The sequence below is a fragment of the Phormidium sp. FACHB-592 genome (assembly GCF_014695795.1).
Classification (GTDB): Bacteria; Cyanobacteriota; Cyanobacteriia; order Leptolyngbyales; family Leptolyngbyaceae; genus Stenomitos.
Map to the genome: position 1 here is coordinate 343,871 of NZ_JACJOZ010000074.1, position 14,715 is coordinate 358,585.

Annotated in this window: 21 protein-coding genes; 5 read left to right on the forward strand and 16 right to left on the reverse strand. The window is 49.7% G+C overall.

Features of this window, described 5'->3' with window-relative positions:
* Nucleotides 1-707 precede the first annotated feature (707 nt).
* Nucleotides 708-1,757, forward strand: coding sequence for a histidinol-phosphate transaminase (gene hisC, locus H6F86_RS20420; protein WP_190451078.1), 1,050 nt, complete (start codon nucleotides 708-710; stop codon nucleotides 1,755-1,757).
* Nucleotides 1,758-1,775: 18 nt separating this feature from the next.
* On the opposite strand, the gene H6F86_RS20425 is transcribed toward hisC, so the two are convergent.
* Nucleotides 1,776-1,997, reverse strand: coding sequence for a hypothetical protein (locus tag H6F86_RS20425; protein ID WP_190451110.1), 222 nt, complete (start codon nucleotides 1,995-1,997; stop codon nucleotides 1,776-1,778).
* On the opposite strand from H6F86_RS20425, the gene H6F86_RS20430 reads away from it, so the two are divergent.
* On the forward strand, nucleotides 1,991-2,134 hold the full coding sequence (locus H6F86_RS20430; protein WP_190450524.1) for a hypothetical protein: 144 nt from the start codon (nucleotides 1,991-1,993) through the stop codon (nucleotides 2,132-2,134). The genes H6F86_RS20425 and H6F86_RS20430 overlap by 7 nt on opposite strands.
* 16 nt (nucleotides 2,135-2,150) lie before the next feature.
* Here H6F86_RS20430 and H6F86_RS20435 read toward each other — a convergent pair whose 3' ends face one another.
* From H6F86_RS20435 to H6F86_RS20505, 15 genes are all read right to left on the reverse strand, one after another.
* Entirely contained in the window at nucleotides 2,151-2,534 is a 384-nt protein-coding gene (locus tag H6F86_RS20435) for a hypothetical protein (protein WP_190450525.1), read from the reverse strand.
* Between the two features lie 65 nt (nucleotides 2,535-2,599).
* Nucleotides 2,600-2,977, reverse strand: coding sequence for a hypothetical protein (locus H6F86_RS20440; RefSeq protein WP_190450526.1), 378 nt, complete (start codon nucleotides 2,975-2,977; stop codon nucleotides 2,600-2,602).
* Between the two features lie 10 nt (nucleotides 2,978-2,987).
* A complete protein-coding gene (locus H6F86_RS20445; protein ID WP_190450527.1) occupies nucleotides 2,988-5,435 on the reverse strand; it encodes a right-handed parallel beta-helix repeat-containing protein in 2,448 nt (815 codons plus the stop codon).
* Nucleotides 5,432-6,262, reverse strand: a complete 831-nt coding sequence (locus H6F86_RS20450; protein ID WP_190450528.1) for a hypothetical protein — start codon at nucleotides 6,260-6,262, stop codon at nucleotides 5,432-5,434. The genes H6F86_RS20445 and H6F86_RS20450 overlap by 4 nt, the downstream gene beginning before the upstream one ends.
* Nucleotides 6,263-6,264: 2 nt before the next feature.
* Nucleotides 6,265-6,930 (reverse strand): hypothetical protein, encoded by a 666-nt coding sequence (locus tag H6F86_RS20455; protein WP_190450529.1) that lies wholly within the window; start codon nucleotides 6,928-6,930, stop codon nucleotides 6,265-6,267.
* 10 nt (nucleotides 6,931-6,940) lie between these two features.
* On the reverse strand, nucleotides 6,941-7,585 hold the full coding sequence (locus tag H6F86_RS20460; protein WP_190450530.1) for a hypothetical protein: 645 nt from the start codon (nucleotides 7,583-7,585) through the stop codon (nucleotides 6,941-6,943).
* A gap of 1 nt (nucleotide 7,586) precedes the next feature.
* Nucleotides 7,587-8,408, reverse strand: coding sequence for a hypothetical protein (locus tag H6F86_RS20465; protein ID WP_190450531.1), 822 nt, complete (start codon nucleotides 8,406-8,408; stop codon nucleotides 7,587-7,589).
* Nucleotides 8,408-8,875 carry a hypothetical protein gene (locus H6F86_RS20470; protein WP_190450532.1) on the reverse strand — a complete coding sequence of 156 codons (468 nt, stop codon included), beginning with the start codon at nucleotides 8,873-8,875 and terminating at the stop codon, nucleotides 8,408-8,410. Before H6F86_RS20470 ends, H6F86_RS20465 begins: the two co-directional genes overlap by 1 nt.
* A gap of 15 nt (nucleotides 8,876-8,890) precedes the next feature.
* Nucleotides 8,891-9,271 (reverse strand): DUF4054 domain-containing protein, encoded by a 381-nt coding sequence (locus tag H6F86_RS20475; RefSeq protein ID WP_190450533.1) that lies wholly within the window; start codon nucleotides 9,269-9,271, stop codon nucleotides 8,891-8,893.
* 3 nt (nucleotides 9,272-9,274) lie between these two features.
* Nucleotides 9,275-9,700, reverse strand: a complete 426-nt coding sequence (locus tag H6F86_RS20480; protein WP_190450534.1) for a hypothetical protein — start codon at nucleotides 9,698-9,700, stop codon at nucleotides 9,275-9,277.
* Complete coding sequence (locus H6F86_RS20485; RefSeq protein ID WP_190450535.1) at nucleotides 9,700-10,113, reverse strand: hypothetical protein; 414 nt, start codon at nucleotides 10,111-10,113, stop codon at nucleotides 9,700-9,702. The genes H6F86_RS20480 and H6F86_RS20485 overlap by 1 nt, the downstream gene beginning before the upstream one ends.
* A gap of 8 nt (nucleotides 10,114-10,121) precedes the next feature.
* Nucleotides 10,122-11,093 carry a major capsid family protein gene (locus H6F86_RS20490; RefSeq protein ID WP_190450537.1) on the reverse strand — a complete coding sequence of 324 codons (972 nt, stop codon included), beginning with the start codon at nucleotides 11,091-11,093 and terminating at the stop codon, nucleotides 10,122-10,124.
* A gap of 11 nt (nucleotides 11,094-11,104) precedes the next feature.
* Nucleotides 11,105-11,626 carry a hypothetical protein gene (locus H6F86_RS20495; protein WP_190450539.1) on the reverse strand — a complete coding sequence of 174 codons (522 nt, stop codon included), beginning with the start codon at nucleotides 11,624-11,626 and terminating at the stop codon, nucleotides 11,105-11,107.
* The gene (locus H6F86_RS20500) at nucleotides 11,627-12,382 is read right to left on the reverse strand and encodes a hypothetical protein (RefSeq protein ID WP_190450541.1); all 756 of its coding nucleotides are present in this window, start codon (nucleotides 12,380-12,382) and stop codon (nucleotides 11,627-11,629) included.
* Between the two features lie 8 nt (nucleotides 12,383-12,390).
* On the reverse strand, nucleotides 12,391-13,632 hold the full coding sequence (locus H6F86_RS20505; RefSeq protein ID WP_190450542.1) for a DUF2213 domain-containing protein: 1,242 nt from the start codon (nucleotides 13,630-13,632) through the stop codon (nucleotides 12,391-12,393).
* A 52-nt stretch (nucleotides 13,633-13,684) separates the two neighbouring features.
* On the opposite strand from H6F86_RS20505, the gene H6F86_RS20510 reads away from it, so the two are divergent.
* Genes H6F86_RS20510 through H6F86_RS20520 form a run of 3 tightly spaced genes read left to right on the forward strand, consistent with a single transcriptional unit; the run spans nucleotide 13,685 to nucleotide 14,699 of the window.
* Nucleotides 13,685-13,915 (forward strand): hypothetical protein, encoded by a 231-nt coding sequence (locus tag H6F86_RS20510; RefSeq protein WP_190450544.1) that lies wholly within the window; start codon nucleotides 13,685-13,687, stop codon nucleotides 13,913-13,915.
* Nucleotides 13,912-14,172: a hypothetical protein gene (locus H6F86_RS20515; RefSeq protein ID WP_190450546.1), complete on the forward strand. Its 261-nt coding sequence runs from the start codon at nucleotides 13,912-13,914 to the stop codon at nucleotides 14,170-14,172. The genes H6F86_RS20510 and H6F86_RS20515 overlap by 4 nt, the downstream gene beginning before the upstream one ends.
* The gene (locus H6F86_RS20520) at nucleotides 14,169-14,699 is read left to right on the forward strand and encodes a hypothetical protein (protein WP_190450548.1); all 531 of its coding nucleotides are present in this window, start codon (nucleotides 14,169-14,171) and stop codon (nucleotides 14,697-14,699) included. The genes H6F86_RS20515 and H6F86_RS20520 overlap by 4 nt, the downstream gene beginning before the upstream one ends.
* The last annotated feature ends 16 nt before the right edge of the window (nucleotides 14,700-14,715 follow it).

The window sequence follows — 14,715 nt, forward strand, 5'->3', positions numbered from 1 at the left end:
GAAACACGGCAAGACGTTCAGGGGCTTTTTGTTGCTTGCCTAAATCGTTGGATTGTCACAATACTTTTTGGTTGTCAGTGCTGTAATCCTTGCTCTAATTGTGCTGTCGTCTGCTTTACACACGTAATTCACACTTGCCCATCTCAGCATCTGTCACATGAGATATAGCAAGCGTAAGTTGGTAGCGAGATTATAGATGTGTGAGGAGTACGAATCGAATACAGAAAGCCCCTGAAGTCGAAACACGGCAAGACGTTCAGGGGCTTTTTGCTATTTGTTTAAAGTGATCGTGCTGCAAAAGACTACCGCAAGGAAGAAATCTGTGGTATATTCGCAAGTGTGTGAGGAGTACGAATCGAATACAGAAAGCCCCTGAAGTCGAAACACGGCAAGACGTTCAGGGGCTTTTTGCTGTTTGTCTAGGAGCTTTGGGCAAACAGCAGGCTTTGAGCAAAGAGTTATGATCTTCTAAACTTAAGTCCACTAAACTAAGTTCACATACTGACGAGCAAGGTTCAATGCGCGATCCAAACGAGAACATTGTCAAGATTGATCCCGGAACGCTACTTGCGATCATGGCTGCGCTTATTCTTGTGCCGCTGCTGGTAACGGGGTTTCTCTCGCAGTGATGTCCAACGTCACCATAAGTTAAAGCACTTATCTAAAGCCTTTGTCGAACGCATTTGTCTGAACCTATCCCTAGAGCCGTGACTACCTACTTCCGCCCCGCCATTGATGCGATGACTGGCTACGTGCCAGGTGAGCAGCCAAAGTCTGACACACCCATCATTAAGCTAAATACCAACGAGAATCCTTATCCGCCCTCTCCAGCAGCGATCGCAGCGTTGCAAACGCTTAAGGCTGAGTCACTGCGACGGTATCCTGATCCCTACGCCAATGAGTTTCGGCAGGCGATCAGTGAAGCGCTCGGCGTGCCGATGGACTGGATTATTGTGGGCAACGGCAGTGACGATATCTTGAATATCATCATTCGTGCGTGCGCTGAAACTGAGCGCAAAGTAGTTTATCCGGTACCGACTTATGTGCTGTATCGCACCTTAACTGCAATGCAGCCAGCGGACACGATCGAGATTCCCTACGGAGACGACTATCGCTTGCCGATTGCGGAACTAATTGCTGCGAATGGTGCCGTTACCTTTATTGCGTCGCCCAACAGCCCTTCTGGTCATGTGGTGTCGATCGCTGAACTACGCCAACTAGCGGCAGGGCTTACGGGTGTTCTGGTGGTTGATGAGGCATATGTTGACTTTGCCGAAGAAACTGCATTGCCGCTGGTACAGGAATTTGATCATGTGATTGTAACGCGCACGTTATCTAAAGGGTACTCGCTAGCAGGGTTGCGTCTCGGTTTTGGCATCGCTAATCCAACGCTGTTGAGTGGCTTGTTCAAAGTCAAAGACAGCTACAACATTGATGCGATCGCGGGGTTAGTAGGTGCCGCTGCTATGCGCGATCAGGCGTACAAAAATGAGTGTGCTGCCAAAGTCAAAACTTCGCGGGCAGCGCTGGCGATCGCGCTTAAGCAACTGGGTTTCCGCCTGTGGGATTCGCAAGCTAACTTTTTGTTGGTGCAGCCGCCCCAAAGCAATGCTGAACAAATCTATTTAGCACTTAAAGAGCGCGGCATTTTGGTGCGCTACTTCCATCAAGCTGGTTTAAGCGACAAGTTGCGCATTACCGTTGGCACGGACGAGCAAAACCAGGTGTTGGTGGAAGCGCTAATCCATTTGGTGTAGCAGTCCGCTGACGTAAATTCAGCCTGGTTCTATGTCGCCGTCCTGGCTAGCTGTTGTCTCCTCGTTCTCTGCCATCGCTTCTTGCACAAAGATTCTAGCAAGGCGATCGTACATACCTGCGCCGATGTATTGCGGATACTTGTGCAAGCAGCTACAAACTGGGCGCAAAGCGGTTGTGGTCGTGCGAGAATGGCAGCAAAGCGCGATCGACCACCCCATCACCAAAGGCGACAATGGCACGGTCACTCCTGACTCAACCGATCGCACAACGCCTTAGCTCTCCGTTCAGCCAGCGCGATCGCCAAACCCGTAGGCATCCACCAGGGCATCGCATTAAGCGATTGTACGAATGCGTATCTTCTGAGTGTTTCTGGTGACTCGATCCAAGTTAGTTCAGCCATTTCTCAAAGTGTTAGGAAAGGGGCATCCAGCACTACAGCCACCGCTACACCGTTGCCGATGACGCTCTAGGTTTGTCACTACAAAAGTTGATCGACTCTCAATATCGTTAACTCTGCAAGCGCTGTTGGCACCCCCAGGTTTGGCAGTATAGCCCCACAGTTTGCCGTCAGCGTCAATGCCAGTGCGATCGTTCCTCCAATGGTCAACCTGAACCACAGAAACAGATGAAGGATCAGGAATGAGACTACTACCGTCTGCGCGATCGACCACCTGATAGCCCAGTGCTGTCAACTCATCACGCAGGCGATCAGCTTCAGCCCATTGCCGATCGCGCCTTGCCTGTTCTCGTTGTGCCAGAAGCTGTTGTGGTGTCATGGCTGTTTAAGCTTCCCTCGCGGCTGACTAGACTGTTTAAGCTTGGAGCGATCGCTCTTTTGCTTTCAAGCGGGTGCTTGCAGCTCAAAGTGAGCCGACAGCCCCATATCGCTACAACATTGCTCAAAGGTCCAAGCTTTGTTAATAAATGACTGAGCATTGAAACTATTGGTTTCTAAGAGTTTTGGCTCTGCCGAATCGCTAGGCGATGACAACATATAGAAGACAGCGCCAGGGATCAGGATCAACGCCAGTTTCATGGCGATCGCCTGAAGCTCGGTATAAACCCCACTGGAGTAGTGATACAGAGGCGCTTCATTTGTCCACTCAAACGGCACACGGTTGTTGAACATATTTTGCCCGCCAGTCGGGTCATAGTCCATAGCGGCGCGATCGGCTTGTGCTTTGTAGGCAGCAGGAATAAAGATAGTGATACGTTTCATTGTATAGCTCCTAAATGTTGTAACTTTGCATAAAGGCTCGAATCCTTGCTTGCACGGTGGCGCTGTGAGTGCGGTAAACAATCAAGCCGTGTAAGTAGCCGTTCCAAAAATCTGTCAAGGCTGCGTTATAAGCAGTCGTGCCACCCGTTCGCGCCCCGAAGATGTTGCCCGTTTGCTGTACTGAAGTGGTTCGCACACTATTAGTTGAGGCATTATTTGTGCCGATCGTTGTAAAAGTTGTGCCACTCCGATATGACGAAAGGATGCCACTGCCAGAAAAAACAACCGCAGTCGTTGGCGTAAGGGTGCCACCGATCGACTGAGCAAAATTAGTCGCTGTTTGTTGGCTGATATATCGAGTAGCGTTGCCACCAATAAACTGCGTTAAAAGCCGTCGATCGACCGTTGTACTGTTGCGGGTTACTGCCACATGGAAGGAGAAATCAGCGCTATCTGGCAGCAATGGATTCGCGGTATTACTCCCATCAAGGAAATCATCAACACCGTCAAACGACAAGCGGAAGCCTGCTGCCACTGTATCGGTTTGCAAGAGAGGTCTGCTACCTGCTGTTGCTTGCACCCACTGGTTTGATCCAGTGATCCAATCTGTCCACGCTGAAACAGCAGTGCCGACGCTTACCCCAGTGCTATCGGCACCCGCCTGCCACCAACGATGAGCGGTTGCTAAGTCATCAATGATCTGCCTGCCAGTAGTCGATTGCGCTGTCGCAACTGAATTGGCAACCGTGGCGATGCGATCGCGCCTTGCTGTTGGCACATTTGGCAGTTTTGTCGCCACATAAGCAGCATCGGCGGCAGTAACAACGTAAACAGGTGGTGTACCGGGAGTAGCCGATCGCGCCCCAACACTCAGAGTAGAGTCAGCGCCAATGCTGGTGATCTTCTGACTAATATCGGTGCCAAAATAATCAGTTAAGCCTGCCTGGATGCCATACAAGCCGTACAGGTCAATGCCTGTTTTTGTAGCTGTGGGGGAAGCTGCTGTGAGCTTAAAATCAGTCGCCATGGTTCCCGACAAATTGACAAAAAGCGGATTACCTTCTTGCCCATAATTGGTTGCACCAATTTTCTCTTGTGCAGGGGTGCCGCGCCAATTCGTCAGCCCTGTATAAGTTGTGCCACCCCATTTGAAGGTAACAGTGCCGGTCGTTGAATAATATTGATTATCAATAAAGATCAAGCCAGCGGCAGGCGACTCCGCCATCAACGTGGTGAGTGTGCTGACTAGGATATTCTTAGCAATCAAGCCTGTGTTGACTGCCAAGCGATTATAGATTGCAGGCAGAGGAGCACCGCCCGTCTGGTTCACACGATTGACGATCGTATTATTGATAATCGTAGAATTTGTGGCTGACTCACCATTGAGTCCACCGTAGATGTAAATTGTGCCAAAACCTGAATCGCCCGCCAGTGGAGAACCTTTGGCACAATCAACGAAAATATTCCCACTGATGCTATTGCCATCACCGTCGATGATCAGAGCGGCTTCACCACGGCAGTTGTAAGCGTAATTATTGATAATCTTGCAATCGATGCAATTGAGATCAATGCCGTAAGCGCCGCCATCGGGTGAAGTGTTTTGGCACTTGGCATTGACAGCAATGTTTTTCTGCATAATTGCTCGCTTGGCATCATAAACCCAGATTAGGTTGCAAGCAAAGCCATTCGCTGAATCATTACCATCCGCATAGTTATCTTCAATCAGAGCGTCTACAACACCCCCCAGGACGATCGCGGATGCTGATGGTGTTGTCGTACCCAAGCCCCACAGCTTATTGATGATGTTGGATCGCACTGTAATGTTTTTGTGCGTGAAGGGATTGTCTGCGTATGAAATGATGCCCTGCGTACTGACGTTGGTGATTGTGCAGCCTTCGATCGTAAAGTTGCTAAAGGCAGGAGTGCCACCAAAAACGATCGCATTCTTGCAGCCATCAATGTCGCAATTAATCACACCGCTGCCAGAGTAGCCACTGCCGTTCTCGTAGTAGAAATTTACAGCATCACCAGCAGTCGTGTAGGAAGCTTGAAATAGTTTGAGGTTGCTAATCCGTACATCACGGTTGTAAATGTAAAAAGGCGAACTGTTTGCCGCAGTCGTTTGGATCGTTGCTTTGCCCGTGCCATAAGAGTCGAAACGGTAAGGCGTAGTACTTCTAGGCGTGTTTGGTGAATCAAAAGAGATCCCATCCGGTGCGCTGAAAGTATCGCCACCTCGAAAGAGGATGCGATCGCCGTCTTGAAGCCCTGCCACGATCGCTGTATTAACTCTACCGATCGTTGCCCATGCTGTTGAAGGAGTAAGACCATCATTCGTATCGTTGCCAGTAGCGCTGACGTAAAAGGCTCTCCCTGTTTCTGCAACGACCCAAGTAGCCGCTGCGTAAGCTGCTGCTGACCACGTACCAGTCGACCATGTGCCAGCGCTGTACGTCATGTGTTCCTCTTGACGAACAAGGCAGGGAAGCTAGCGTCACACTGAGCCGTGGCAGCGCCAGCAATCGTGGAGATCTTAATTCGTGTTTTTTCGGGTAGTCTGAGATACCCCATATCGCGCATAGCATTGTCGCCTTCTCGAACTGAGAGCACACCTTGAAAGTTGTAAATACCTTCTAATATTGTTTTTGACGAAATACCTGGCACATCAAGCTTAGAGACGGTGGCACGAAAGCGGAAGTCGTGCAAAGCTGACACCGCCGAGCCAAAGAAAGACGGAATATAAGCGTCGTAGCCCAAAGGCACCGCGCATCGTGCCGACAGGGACATATTGCCGCCAGAGGTAATCTGCTCTAGCTCTGCGCCTGCACCTGCAATCCGTAGGATGATATTTCCGGCTGCGGTTAACCCTGTGCCAGCGGTTAAAGTATGCATCCACCAGATCGCTTGTGGCGTAACGCTTGCACCATCTTTTTGTACTGAGACAGCCAGAATGCCGTTTAGAGTGACAGTTGTTTTCTGTAGGTTGTAAGCAGCATCCAAGTAGACAAGTTCTACAGTTCTCACGCCTGACCCTAGCGCTGAATCACTTGCTGATGTGCTAATTATTTCTATACTTTGATTGCCAGCCAGCAAAGGAATGCGGTTATTGTTCAACACAAATTCAACAACGTCTGTCTGCCCACTGGCGTTAAACGAGTTACCCGATCGCCGTCCTGAAAAACTAGTGACAAAGCCAGGTTTGCCGTCGATAAAGCCCGTTCTCTGTACCTGCATCGCTGGCAGACCAGGAATATTGCCAGCACTAGCGGGAAAAATGTTAGCCATGATCAGTAGAGTTGATAACGGTAGTTAGCGGTGATGGTGATAGCGCTGTCAGATCGCTGCCCAATGAATAAATACCTGCCTCTTTTTTCGCCAGAAAACGGGCTGGAAGACTTCTCTCCAGTCGTGTTAGAAGTAAAAGAATAGACGTTAATGTTCTGGCTAATCACTTGCTCACCACCACTTGCGGTGGCATAGGTATTGACGGTTTCATTGATGCCATTGGTTGGCGCGTTGCCGCTCGTTGCTGCGTCATGGCTCCAGACCAGTCGATAGTTGCCTGAATTGCCTACTGTGCCGCCTGCTGTGGTCACGATCGGCAGAAACGAGATCTCGTTGTAACCGCTACAGTCGATCGCGCTGGAATAAACCCAAGTAGTGCTAGTGCTGGTGATAGTGACTGTGGCAACTGCGCTTTCAATTGGTGGTGAAGCTTGGACGCGATCGCGCAACAGCGTCAGGTTGCGGATATTGGCAAGAATTGCGCCACTAAGGTCAAGCGCAATCTGGCGATCGTTCCCCGCTGCTGTCGTTCCTGGGGCTGTCGGATCAACTGTTAAGCCTGAGAACGCCTGCAATCCGTAAGGATCGACATTAGTGCCTGTCCCTTTGCCAAACTGGAAAAAGGCAGTATTACTACCAAAAGTTGCTAACTGAACAGGTGTCGGCATTTGCTACTCCTTATAAATGAGCCAGCACACCTGTAGGTGGCAGTGGCACCGTGAGCGTATTCTGGCTACCGCTTGAAGTTGAAGGCGTATAAGGTGCAGGCACATAAACTGTGAGCGTAATGGTGCCGGATGCTGTTGCAGGACGACTCATCACTATCTGAGTTGCAGAAGTGATTTCATCGATCACTGATCCGAATGCCAAGCCTGTACCCGCTAGTCGATAACCCTCTGCCAAACCAGCAAAGCTTCCAGTCGTGGTGAGAATGACCGAATCGGCTGTAGTTGTCACACTGGCAATCGTGGTTGTTTCAGTCAGCTTTACCGAGCCAAGCACCGGATCGCTGCCAGCACTCGCCCCACCGATTTGCTTAGAGAAAGCCATCTCAACGATCGGCGTTGCTGCGCTTGTGTAAAGATTGCTCCATAGGGGTGGACCATCACTAACGTTAACGATCGCGCTTGTGCCTACAAGTGCAGCGGCAGTCGTTGTTAAAGGCTTGGCAGCATAGTTCCCGCCCGCTGCTTGAGTGAGTTCAGCCACCGTGTCGATCGTGTCGGTCAGTACTGCCGTTAAGAGATGGGCATTAACGATCGTGCCAGGGGGTAGGTAGGCTGCTAAGATTTGCCGCTTAATATCTGAAGGCTGAAACGCCATATTAACTCCTAAGAACGGTGGTAAAGATTGTCCGAGTGCTGCCTATCGCTACGCTGTACGTCGTATCCATCAACAGCGACTGCATGGTTAAGCTGTCGGCGTTTGCCTGTCGTGTGACCGATGGCGCTGCATCTAGCAGAGTCGTCATGCCGCTTAAAGCATCAGCCTGCTTAGTTGTTGCAACACGGCGATCGCTATCGACTAACAAGCCTGAAAGCAGTAAGCCATCAGGCTGTCTAGCTGTCGTTGTTTGATAGCTACTATCGACAGCGATCGGTGTTGTCGTCAGTCCGTCTGCAAAGCGTTGCGTGCTGACCGTGTAACTGGTGTCTTGCCGCAGCAGCATCAGCAACAAAGCATCCGCATCGCGCTGCGTCAGTGCCCCTGCTGAGTAGGCTGTGTCTAAGCCAAAAATCGAGGCTTGAATAGAATCAGACTGCCGAAGAGAGGCGATCGAGTGTGCTGTATCGATTGGCAGCGATTGCTGCGCCAGTGATTCTGCTTGCCTGATGGAGGCAGTAACGTAACCCACATCCATCAAAGTCGAAACTAGCAGCAACCCATCAACTTCCCGTTCAGTTAGGAGGGTGACAGCGTAAACCGTGTCCAGCAATAACGGTTGTAATGTCAGGTTGTCAGCAAGGAAAGCGCGATCGACAACATAGCCTGCATCACCTAGCAAGGTTGTCAGTGCAAGTGAATCAGTTGGGAAAGTCCCACCAACTTGATTTGATTCTCCATCAATAACGTGAAGCTCAAACCGTTGATTAACAACCGCGTAAACTTTGGGGCAGGGACGCACTACCGCGTAGATTTTTGTCATTACGCCACCACACTCCTGCGAGTCACGTCTCTGCAATAGTCAAAGTAAGAGGCATCAACGATCGTCTTAGTTAGATCGCCTAGTAGCAGCTCAATATCGTAGACGTAGACATTTTTACCAAGCCGTGGATCGTCACCATCTAGTCGCTGTCTTGGGAGCGCAAACAAAGCAGTCTGAGCAGCAGATAACCGTGGTGAAATTTTTGTAAACAGTCCTGTAATTGGTGCTGCGACACCTTCAGGCGTGATTGTGTAAGTGCCATAAGTTAGCGGCAAAAAAGTAAAATTGATTGGCGGCAGTTTTGACTTTTCTGCGTAGTTGTCTCTAACTTGCCCTGCTGGTTCCCACAGCGTGTAATCGCCTTCAATGAACAGGTCAAACCAGTCAAACGTATCGCCTTGCACAGGGGCGTAACATTTGCCAGGTGTGTCAAAGTTCGTGAGTGGAAATGACAGGCAACAACTCAAGCGATCGCCCTCTCTCTAAACCACAAAGCCTGTAACAAAACGGCAAGCGCTATTAGCCATCAACGCCTGCAACCGTAAACCCCATTTAGTGGCGCTCAACTGATTAGCTTCTGCTTTGCCATCTGTCGCCGCGAAACTGACTGATTGAGAACCTTGAGAACCACTGATTGAACTGATCTGCCCGATCGCTCTACCGCCCAACTGCCCTGTCTGGTCTAGTGTCAGAAGATGCGCTAGATAGTACTTACGCCCTTCGTCCATCTCGTCAACGCACAAAGAACCCTCAGGTAGCAGCGTGGCTACATAAGCCAACTCACTGGCGATTAGGGTTTCGTCCAGTGAGTCAAATTCCTCAAAGCGTGGGTCTGCGAGAAAGTCGGCAACAGTCAGCGCCATACATTAAGCCCGTTGATAACCGATCGTGATCACACCATCGACTGCGGTTGTAACGCCTGTGACATCAAGCGCCAAGCGATCGCCTGCTGCAAATGTCAATGCTGATTGATTAGAGACTAAAGTTGCGTTAACAGTGTTGTGTGCAGCGGTTTTCAAATCGAATGTGCCCGTCTGCAAGGCTATGCCAGCAGCAGGCGCAGTCGTGCCCGTACACTTGGTTAAAAGCCCTGTAACGGCTCCAGCATCCGTGCCAGGTGCATTAGATGTGTATTTGGCGCTGATCAGCTTCCAAGCTTCATCAGAGGGGAAGAGGTTTTGATCCGCAGGCGTGCCACTGATTCGGAAAGAACGGTACTGCACACCGTTGTTGAGCGTTAGAGGGCTACTCGGATCGCCAATAACTAAAAAGCGTCCATCAGTAATCGGCATTAGATTTCACCTTTTTTGATTGCGGCAATGCGGCGTTGCAGTTGCCCTTGTACAGATTTTCGCGTTTCTTTTTCTAGCCAGCGATCGAGGATAGCGATCGTGGATGTGCGGCGAATAATACCGCCCGTTTCCTCATCTCCTTCACCAACTTTGAAGCCACTTAATTCGAGGTTGGCGGCTAAAGGTGCTTGCGGTTCAATCTCGATCGCTAGTGGGTCAACAACAGATTCAATGATTTTGATGCTGCCATTAGCTGCATAGCGCTGAAAGTCAGGATGGGCAATAACCTTATCTACTTCCAGTGGCGTAAGTTGATAATTGATACCCGGACGTACCGGAATGCGATCGAACTTCACGCCATTGTTAGAACGTGGAACACAGTATTCCGGAATTAACTCAAGCAGTTTTGTCATCTAAACTCCTATGCAGCGGATTTTGCCACGTCGATATAAGCGAACGCGCCAGGGTAGTTGACGATCGTTTCTGTCGTGCAACCGAACATGGGGTAGATGGTTTTCAAGCCATGCACTTCAACATATTTAATCGGCACCATCTGAATCATTTCGATGTGACGCTCAACCACTTCGGGGTCAAGGCTGTAAAGCACAATCCGGTCTTTATTTGTCCCGGGTGCTAGTACACCATTTGCTTCGAGCTTTGCTGCACTGCATTCTTGACGTTTGCGGATCTCAAACTTAATGCCTTCTTCACTCAGCGCCTTTTCAATGTGGTCTTTAACCGTTGTGGCAGTGCCGGACATGACCAGGCTGATCAGGCGGAAAAAGAGAGTGTTACTAACCAGCGCCACTGATGGGAAGAACACATCGCTACTGCCGCTATAAAAGTCCTGCACTTCATTGATGAAAAAGTCAGCCATCGTGGTCGCAGTAGTCGCAGTATACGGGTCAAAACTGCTGTTGTTTGGCGTGACGTTGGCATTGTTGAGCAAGCCTGTCATGTTCAACTTGGTGTCGCCAAAAGCGGCGATCCGGTTCCGTCGCTCTTGAATGGCACGAATACAAGTTTTCATCTTTTGGTCGTACTGCCGTACCCGCAAAGTTGCAGCAGCGTTTGACAAGGCGTACATCTCACGCCGTTCGGCTTGGAAGTCGATATGAAAGCCAGCAACCGCCATCACAACACGGTGACGGTCTTCTGAAGCAGTGGCATCAACTAACGGGAAGTCAAAAGCCCCATCAGCCAAAATCTTGGCATCACCGACATCATTAATGACTGTCGATACTAATTCATGAGCACCAGGCATTAAATCCGGCATCGTTGGAATGTCGGTGCCTGACTCAAAAGGCAATTCACGGCGACGTGGCTCAATCAGACGCGGTAAGCGCTGTTCGAGATCACGATAAAGATACATTCCACCTTGTTCAACGGGCATCAGTTATTCTCCTATGGACGATTTAAGCGTAGTGGTGCAACTTTCATCGCCGCTGCTGTGGCACCTGTGACAGTCTTCAACCAGTAAGCGCCAGCAATGAGAGTGGCACTACCCCCATTAGCCGCGCCTCTAAATGCACCAACAACTGAGGATGTAGCTGTGTGGTTTAAGTACACTGGAGAGCCTTGAACAATGTCGCCGTCAATATAAACAGCAATGTCGCCTGCTTCTAGAAAAGCTAGTTCGTGAAAGTTTGGGATGCCAAAGCGACCGCTGCCATCAAGCGAATAGCCCGATCGCTTTTCAATGTCCATTTGACGGTTGACACCGCGAAAAATGCTGTTCGCGTCAGTTGGCAGTGTCAGCAAGTCAGGTGTAGCACCTTGACAAACACCAAAGCCGAACGGAATGATCGCGCCAGTGTTGTTAAAGCCAGTCAGGATGCTACTGATGGACGATCCTTGAGTGGTGATTTCTTGACCGGGGAAGTAAAGCTGCCCGTCGAGTAAATCAATGTGAGTAGTTACGGGCATTTAGTTACCTCCTTTCCATGCGTTTGCATACATTTGTTTGACAGCATCCATATGGTTGTCTCGACTGTCATCACGGACTGAAGAGGCGATCGCTAGCTTCTCAAGCTGCCCGCCCGTTGACGGTCTACGCCATAGCTTCATTGCTGTGTAAGCCCCTGCCACAGCTTGCTCTGAGTCAAGCTTGATGTCGCTGTCAAAGTTAGCGATCGCTGCTGCTTGAATGCTGTAAGCACTGCTGCTACCGTCTAGCTTGAAGTCATCAGGCAGAAACGGCTTTGCATCGTCATACGCTGCAAAAATACTGTCTAGACGTGCTTGCACTGCTGCTTCAATATCAGAGTCAGAACGTTCTCCAGTCTCTTCGTCTTCTTCGGAGTCAGTGCGGTTGAGAAGAGTACGAGCGATCGCTAACTCACCTTCCAAAGAGTCGATGTGAGCATTTGCACGCTCTAAATCGGCAGCATCCTTTTTCATCTTCTTTTTGATGAAGTCAGGGATCTCGTCTTCCTCTTCTTCGTCATCCATATCCTCGTCATCTTCTTCCATCACGACTTTTTTCTTAGAGTCGTAACGCTCGTCTTCACTGTCGTAACCGCGTCTCATGGGTGCTTCCTCATAGTTTTCTTCGTCGTCATACATGGACTCTGCGATCGCCTGCTGCTGCTCTTTCATCTCAAGTGAGTACTCAAGTGCTTCGGCTAATTCAGGCTCAACGTCATGGGTTTTGATACTGCCGGGGAGTGTGATGGTTGTCATGTCTTGCCTCAAAAGTTAAGCCCTGCTTCTGCTAGGCGTTTGTTTCTAGCCGCCCCTTTCGCTCTATTGGTTTCTGCTGCTGCTGTAATTGCCTGCTTCGATGGCTTGTTCTTTCCTTTCTTTGGTGCCGACTGTCGTGAGAAATCAGAGAAGCCTGATTTACTCCGAGATGAGGCAGACTTAGAGACGTTTGATAGCGCTTTGCCTTTCTCGGGAGTAATGCCTCTCAACCTGTTTTGCTCCACACGCTTCTTGTCAACAGCAGCCCGTTTAGTGCCGTCGCTAAACTTTTCACGTAGTTGCTGAGTGCGTTCCTGATTCTTCTTGACTTGAGTTTTAGGGTTGCAATTCTTGCTAGCAGGGATCGAGTAACCACCAGGACACTTCTTGCCTGTGCCAGTTTTTTTATCAAACCGCCACAGTTCGCCCTCTGAGTCAACCCGGTACTCTTCTTCTGTGGTGTCAAACACTGGCACCATGTCAGCAGCGTCAGCATGGCAACCGCAGTCATCTAGCCCCCGTTCTTTAATCTCAATGTAGAGATCCATCGGTACCCAGAAAGGACGTTTGCCCTGTGGGGTCGTTAGCTCAATCTGATATTTATCTGCCACTGGTGCATCCTTACGAACAGTCGGTATTGGTGCTTCAATAGCGGGTTCAATCTGCCATGCGATGTCATTCGTATCAGCGGAGTCGAATCTAAAAGTTTTGATTTTTGCGCCAGCAGCTCTTGGCTTAGAGCAGACTGCCATGTGGTCTTTACGCATAGGCTCATCTTGCAAAGCGTCAAACGCTTCCCCATGCCACTCGCCAGCGTCATTTCTTACGTTCGTTTCATAGCCAACGCTCACGCCATCTTTGCGACCAAAACGGATGTCGTCTTGCGTTTCAGGGTCATAAACATCAAAGGTTACTTGCACCCGTCCATCGTCAAAGACATGGACTTTGTTCTGAGTTCTACCGACTTGATACTTTTCTAGTAACGCATCATCATTCCGAAGCAGGCAGGGAGGATGCTCTCTAGTTACGGGTAAATCAGCTAACTGAGCTACTAACGGTTTTCCATCGCTATCTGTTCGTCGCAAAAACTCGCGCGATACTAATTCACGACGAGTTGATCCATCAGCATTTCGATACGTTAAAATCCCAGGCTCACGAGCGATCGCGGTGACAGTCATCACTCCATCTCTGGAGTCAAAACGCTCGATCGTTGCTAATTGATTAAAGCGAATTGCTGTAGCCAAGGGCATAATGTAATCACGCAGTCAATACCTTGTTCTACCCCTTGCCACCCTGCCTAAGATGAAATCGTTGGAAAGTCCAACACAGCAAGAACTTCGCCGTCGCTTTGTCGGCAACTTTAAGAACGCAGTTGAGCGATCGGCGTACAGCGATACTCAGTTGACAGACATGATGGGATTGCACCGCACTGCCATTTATGAAATTGTCAACAGTGGCAGAAAGGTCGATCCAGCAGAGCTATCCGGTTGGTGTCGTGTCCTGTGCGTAAGCTTTCAGGATTTAGTGGGATGACCGTTACAGTCACCATTACGGACACTCAGACAGGCAGGCAGATGGCTTTGCCTGTTGACTGGGACAATGACGACGCTTTGTGGTGTTCTGGCAACAATGACTGTGATTGCAATCTTGGTCTGCTTTTAGGTGTTTGGAGGCTTGAGGATGCAGTTTGTGGTGATACACGTTTTGAGGTAGAGGCGATCGACGAGCAAGGCTTACTCTGGCGGCGTGGTGTTGACGGCAATGAGTACGATCGGGAGTTAGTTGAATGAAAAAGAAACTGTCAGACTTTCGTTTACAGCAACGCAACGGTAACAAGCATAGCGTTCGTGGCATGGGGATGCTTGACCACACGATCGCTACAGAAGGATTCATTGGCGCGATAACGGCAGCAGCAGACGGTGAAGTGTTTGACGGCAGTGCTAGGCTTGAAACTAGCTTCGATCGCTTTGGTGAGACGGTAGAACCGATAATTGTTAGAAGCAAGGGCGATCGCCCGATTATCCACATTAGGGAAGATATACCGAACGCCGAAGACCCGAAAGCAAAGCTGCTTTCGATCGCGGCTAACCGTATCTCTGAGGTTAACTACGTGCCTGACACAGATGTGTTAGCAGAGTTGTCTGGGGATATTGACCTATCATTGCTCTACTTTGATGATGAGCTTGATAACTTGCTTAAAGGGTTGAGTGATCCGCCCCCACCACCAGAGAACGATCGCGGCTTCAATGGTCAAACCAAAGAGATTAACTGCACTTGCCCTCAATGCGGGCATGGGTTTGTAAGACAAATGCAATAGAAACCTACAAAAAATA

Coding starts and splice junctions, on each gene's coding strand:
- H6F86_RS20515 (WP_190450546.1), top strand. CDS start 13,912: ATGACCGTTACAGTCACCATTACGGACACTCAGACAGGCAGGCAGATG.
- H6F86_RS20445 (WP_190450527.1), bottom strand. CDS start 5,435: ATGACGTACAGCGCTGGCACATGGTCGACTGGTACGTGGTCAGCAGCA.
- H6F86_RS20495 (WP_190450539.1), bottom strand. CDS start 11,626: ATGCCCGTAACTACTCACATTGATTTACTCGACGGGCAGCTTTACTTC.
- H6F86_RS20480 (WP_190450534.1), bottom strand. CDS start 9,700: ATGCCGATTACTGATGGACGCTTTTTAGTTATTGGCGATCCGAGTAGC.
- H6F86_RS20505 (WP_190450542.1), bottom strand. CDS start 13,632: ATGCCCTTGGCTACAGCAATTCGCTTTAATCAATTAGCAACGATCGAG.
- H6F86_RS20440 (WP_190450526.1), bottom strand. CDS start 2,977: ATGAAACGTATCACTATCTTTATTCCTGCTGCCTACAAAGCACAAGCC.
- H6F86_RS20465 (WP_190450531.1), bottom strand. CDS start 8,408: ATGACAAAAATCTACGCGGTAGTGCGTCCCTGCCCCAAAGTTTACGCG.
- H6F86_RS20455 (WP_190450529.1), bottom strand. CDS start 6,930: ATGCCGACACCTGTTCAGTTAGCAACTTTTGGTAGTAATACTGCCTTT.
- H6F86_RS20490 (WP_190450537.1), bottom strand. CDS start 11,093: ATGCCCGTTGAACAAGGTGGAATGTATCTTTATCGTGATCTCGAACAG.
- H6F86_RS20520 (WP_190450548.1), top strand. CDS start 14,169: ATGAAAAAGAAACTGTCAGACTTTCGTTTACAGCAACGCAACGGTAAC.
- H6F86_RS20430 (WP_190450524.1), top strand. CDS start 1,991: ATGGCACGGTCACTCCTGACTCAACCGATCGCACAACGCCTTAGCTCT.
- H6F86_RS20450 (WP_190450528.1), bottom strand. CDS start 6,262: ATGGCTAACATTTTTCCCGCTAGTGCTGGCAATATTCCTGGTCTGCCA.
- H6F86_RS20435 (WP_190450525.1), bottom strand. CDS start 2,534: ATGACACCACAACAGCTTCTGGCACAACGAGAACAGGCAAGGCGCGAT.
- H6F86_RS20475 (WP_190450533.1), bottom strand. CDS start 9,271: ATGGCGCTGACTGTTGCCGACTTTCTCGCAGACCCACGCTTTGAGGAA.
- H6F86_RS20460 (WP_190450530.1), bottom strand. CDS start 7,585: ATGGCGTTTCAGCCTTCAGATATTAAGCGGCAAATCTTAGCAGCCTAC.
- H6F86_RS20485 (WP_190450535.1), bottom strand. CDS start 10,113: ATGACAAAACTGCTTGAGTTAATTCCGGAATACTGTGTTCCACGTTCT.
- H6F86_RS20510 (WP_190450544.1), top strand. CDS start 13,685: ATGAAATCGTTGGAAAGTCCAACACAGCAAGAACTTCGCCGTCGCTTT.
- H6F86_RS20500 (WP_190450541.1), bottom strand. CDS start 12,382: ATGACAACCATCACACTCCCCGGCAGTATCAAAACCCATGACGTTGAG.